Origin of the sequence: Kitasatospora sp. NPDC059571, from assembly GCF_042735675.1 — a bacterium.
Lineage (GTDB): Bacteria > Actinomycetota > Actinomycetes > Streptomycetales > Streptomycetaceae > Kitasatospora.
Genome location: NZ_JBHWBW010000615.1, coordinates 1 through 3,974, shown reverse-complemented (window position 1 = coordinate 3,974; position 3,974 = coordinate 1). Strand labels below are relative to the sequence as shown.

Below are 3,974 nucleotides of genomic sequence, written 5' to 3'. Positions count from 1 at the left end.
CGGGGGGGGCGTCGCCGCGGACCGGGCCCGGCTGCGCGACCGCGCGCCCGCCGAGCCGCTCGGGCCGGAACTCGTCCGCTGCTCCGACCGGCTGGCCGCGCTCCCGCTCGACGCCCGGCGGCACGAGGAGCTCGCGGTGGAGGTGCTGGACGCCGCCCTCGGCTGGGTGCTGGCGGGCCGCCCCGACCCGGCCGGAGCCACCGCCGGAACGGCCCCGGCCGGGGGTGTGACCGGGGCTGCGGGAGCGGCCGCGGCGGACGCGTACCGGGTGCTCGGACATCGTGCCGAGGAACGGGAACTGCGGTTCGCCCTGGAACACTCCTACCGGGTGTTGGCGCGGTTGTCCGACCGGGCCGAGACGAGGATCGACATGGTGGAACGGGCCAACCGGGCCCGTCCCCGGACGTGGGTGTGAGCAATGCCGCAGCAGCAGACCGTGTGCCCGACCTGTGCCGAGCCCCTTGACCCGGACGACGCGTACTGCGGGGGCTGCGGGCTGAGTCTGACGACCCCTCCGGCGGTCGCCGGGCCGGCCGCCGCCACCGGTGCCACCGGTGCGCCCGGCGGCGGACCGGCCGCGGTGACGGACCACGCACCGGCGGGCCGCCCGGAGACCGGCCACGCCGACACCGGCCGGCCGGCCGCGGGCGGCTGCGCGCACTGCGGGGCCGCCGGGGTCGCCGCCGACGGGTACTGCGAGTCCTGCGGCAAGGCCCAGCCGAAGCCGCGCGACCACCAGGAGAAGGCGCTCGACGGCATCGCCGGGGTCAGCGACCGGGGGCTGCGCCACCACCGCAACGAGGACGCGTTCACCGTCGCCGGGACGTCGCTGCCCGACGGCTCGCCCGCCGTGGTCGCCGTGGTCTGCGACGGGGTGTCCTCCTCCGCACGGCCCGACGAGGCGTCGGCGGCCGCGGTCGACGCCGCCTCGGAGTCGCTGCTCAGCTCGCTCGAACGGGGCAGCGACCCGGCCGACGCCATGCGCCGCGCCATCACCGACGCCAACGCCGCGGTGACCGCCCTCGCCCACGACGGCCGGACCCCGGTCCAGCCCGGCGGCGGTGTCAACGCGCCCGCCTGCACCTACGTCAGCGCCGTCTCGTCGGCCGGGCTGGTCACCATCGGCTGGGTCGGCGACACCCGCGCGTACTGGATCCCGGACGACCGCGAGTCCGCCGAGCCCTACCGGCTGACCGAGGACGACTCCTGGGCCGCCCGGATGGTGTCCGCCGGACTGATGGCCGAGGCCGAGGCCTACGCCGACCCGCGGGCGCACGCGATCACGGGCTGGCTCGGCGCCGACGCCGAGGAGCTGCTGCCGCACACCGTCTCGTTCACCCCGCACGTCCCCGGCGTCGTGCTGGTCTGCACCGACGGCCTGTGGAACTACGCCGAGGCCGCCACCGACCTGGCCGGCGTGGTGCGGACCGACGCCCGGACGGAGCCGCTGGCCGCCGCCCAGGCGCTGGTGGCCTACGCCGTCGGCGCGGGCGGCCACGACAACATCACCGTCGCCGTCCTGCCGATCACCCCGGCGGTCGAGGAGCACGAGCCGACCCTGCTCGACCTGCCCGTCCAGCGGCCCGCCGCCGAGGGTTCGGTCGGCACCGGTGCGGGCGGCCCGGGTGCCGTGGCCGCCGTGGGCGGCCCGGCCGCTGCGGGGTACGACGCCACGCTGCCCGACCTGCCGGTCGTCCCGGCGGTGCCGCCGATGCCCGCGTTCGCCCCGGCCGTGCCGCCGGCCACCGACTGACCCGACCCGCCGGGCCGCCGCCCGGTCCGACCCCACCGCCCTCCCGCCGTTCCCTCCAGCCGTCGTTCCGACCCCCACCGCCGTTCCGCCCCGCCGCCGCGACCGCCGTCCGGCGGGGCACCGGCCCGCCCGGCACCGCGACCACGCACCGACCGACGACCACCCGCCTGACCGCTCGACAGGGAGCCCTCACGCCATGGCAAGTCCGTCCGCGCCGCACACGCCCCGCTTCACCGTCGACGTCTTCCAGAACGAGTACCTCGCCGAGGGGGCCCGCGAGGTCAACGCGATCGTCACCGTCAGCGCCGCCGGCACCGGACTGGCCGGTGGGGCCGGCGACGGCCCGGCGGCAGCCGTGGTGATCATGATCGACTGCTCGGGGTCGATGGACTCCCCCGCGTCGAAGATGCGCAACGCCCGCGAGGCGACCGCCGCGGCGGTGGACACCCTGCGCGACGGCGTGGCGTTCGCCGTCGTCGCCGGAACGCACGAGGCCGCCGAGGTGTACCCGGGCGACGGCAGGCTGGCCGTCGCCGACGACGCCACCCGGGCCGGCGCCAAGCAGGCGCTGCGCCGGCTGAGCCCCCTCGGCGGGACGGCGATCGGCACCTGGCTGGCCCTGGCCCGGCGGCTGTTCGACAGCCGGCCCGACATCGCGATCCGGCACGGCATCCTGCTCACCGACGGCAGGAACGAGCACGAGAAGCCCGCCGACCTCCAGCGGGTGCTGGACGAGGCCGCCGGGCGGTTCACCGTGGACTGCCGCGGGGTGGGCACCGACTGGGAGGTCGCGGAGCTCCAGCGGATCTCCGCCGCCCTGCTCGGCACCGTCGACATCGTCGCCGAGCCCGCCGACCTGGCCGACGACTTCCGCGCCATGATGGCCGCCGCGATGGACAAACAGGTCGCCGACGTCGCGCTGCGGCTCTGGACCCCGGTCGGCGCCGAGGTGGCCTACGTCAAGCAGGTCGCCCCCGAGGTCCAGGACCTGACCGGCCGGCGCACGGAGGCCGGGCCGCGGGCCGGCGACTACCCCACCGGTTCCTGGGGCGACGAGAGCCGGGACTACCACGTCTGCCTCAAGGTCCCGGCCGCCGCCGTCGGCGACGAGATGCTGGCCGCGCGGATCAGCCTGGTCCACCCGCAGCCCGGCGGAACGGCCGGGGTACTCTCCCAGGGCCTGGTCCGCGCCGTCTGGACGGACGACCTGGCCTCCTCCACCCGCATCGACCGGCAGGTCGCGCACTACACCGGCCAGGCCGAGCTGGCCTCCTCCGTCCAGGAGGGGCTGGCGGCCCACCGTGCCGGGGACCTGGACCGGGCGACCGCGAAGCTCGGTGCGGCCGTCCGGCTGGCCCGCGCGACCGGCAACGACGCCACCTTCCGACTGCTGCAGAAGGTGGTCGACGTGGTGGATGCGGAGGAGGGTACGGTTCGATTCCGTAAAGACGTGAGTGAGGCCGACTCGATGACACTCGAGACCCGGTCGACCAAGACCGTGCGTGTGAAGAGATGACCGGCCACCTCCCGGGGCCGGACCTGCTGGAATGTGGGGGATAGATGCCGATCTGCCCTAGGGGCCATGAGTCGCAGGCCGAGGACTGGTGCGACTTCTGCGGCTTCCCGATGACTCCGCCGCCCGGCCTGGCCGTCCCGGGCGCCCCGCCGGCCACGGGCTCGCCGTTCGGCGCGCCCGCCGGAGCCCCCGGGCCCGGCTACCCGCCGCCGCCCGCCACGGCTCCGCCCGCACCCGGTGCCGGACGCCCGGGCGCCGGTCCGGCCGCCCCCGGCCACGGGCCCGACCACGGCGCCGGCGGCTACGACCGCCGTTCGTACGAGAACCCCTCGTACGAGCCGCCGCGCTACGAGCAGCAGGGCTACGACGCACCGCAGCAGTACGGGCAGCAGCGCCCCTACGAGGAGGAGCCGTACGAGCGCTCGGGCCTCGGCGGGCTGTCCATCGGCGGCGGCTCGCGCGGCGGGTCCCCGGACGTCACCGCCGGGCTGGTCACCTGCCCGATCTGCCGTACTCCGCAGACCGGCCGGTACTGCGAGGAGTGCGGGTACGACTACGACCTGTCCGCCCCGCCGCGGGCGCAGGCTCCGGCCGCCCCGATCGCACCGCCCACGGCTCCCCCGCCGCCGCCCGCCGCTCCGCCGGGCCCGCCGCCCGCGGGCCGGGGCGGCTACGGCTTCCCGCCGCCCGCCGCGGCCGCGGCCC

At 77.2% G+C, this 3,974-nt stretch carries 3 protein-coding genes and 1 pseudogene; all 4 read left to right on the top strand.

All coding sequences use genetic code 11. From position 1 onward, the window contains the following. The coding region (locus ACFV0G_RS36620) for a tetratricopeptide repeat protein (RefSeq protein ID WP_380557255.1) at positions 1-415 on the top strand (415 nt) is incomplete at its 5' end. A 3-nt stretch (positions 416-418) separates the two neighbouring features. Further along, positions 419-1,753, top strand: coding sequence for a PP2C family protein-serine/threonine phosphatase (locus ACFV0G_RS36615; protein ID WP_380557252.1), 1,335 nt, complete (start codon positions 419-421; stop codon positions 1,751-1,753). Positions 1,754-1,949: 196 nt separating this feature from the next. After that, complete coding sequence (locus ACFV0G_RS36610; protein WP_380557249.1) at positions 1,950-3,269, top strand: VWA domain-containing protein; 1,320 nt, start codon at positions 1,950-1,952, stop codon at positions 3,267-3,269. 44 nt (positions 3,270-3,313) lie between these two features. Continuing rightward, a pseudogene (locus tag ACFV0G_RS36605) lies at positions 3,314-3,974 on the top strand (hypothetical protein); the annotation flags it as partial.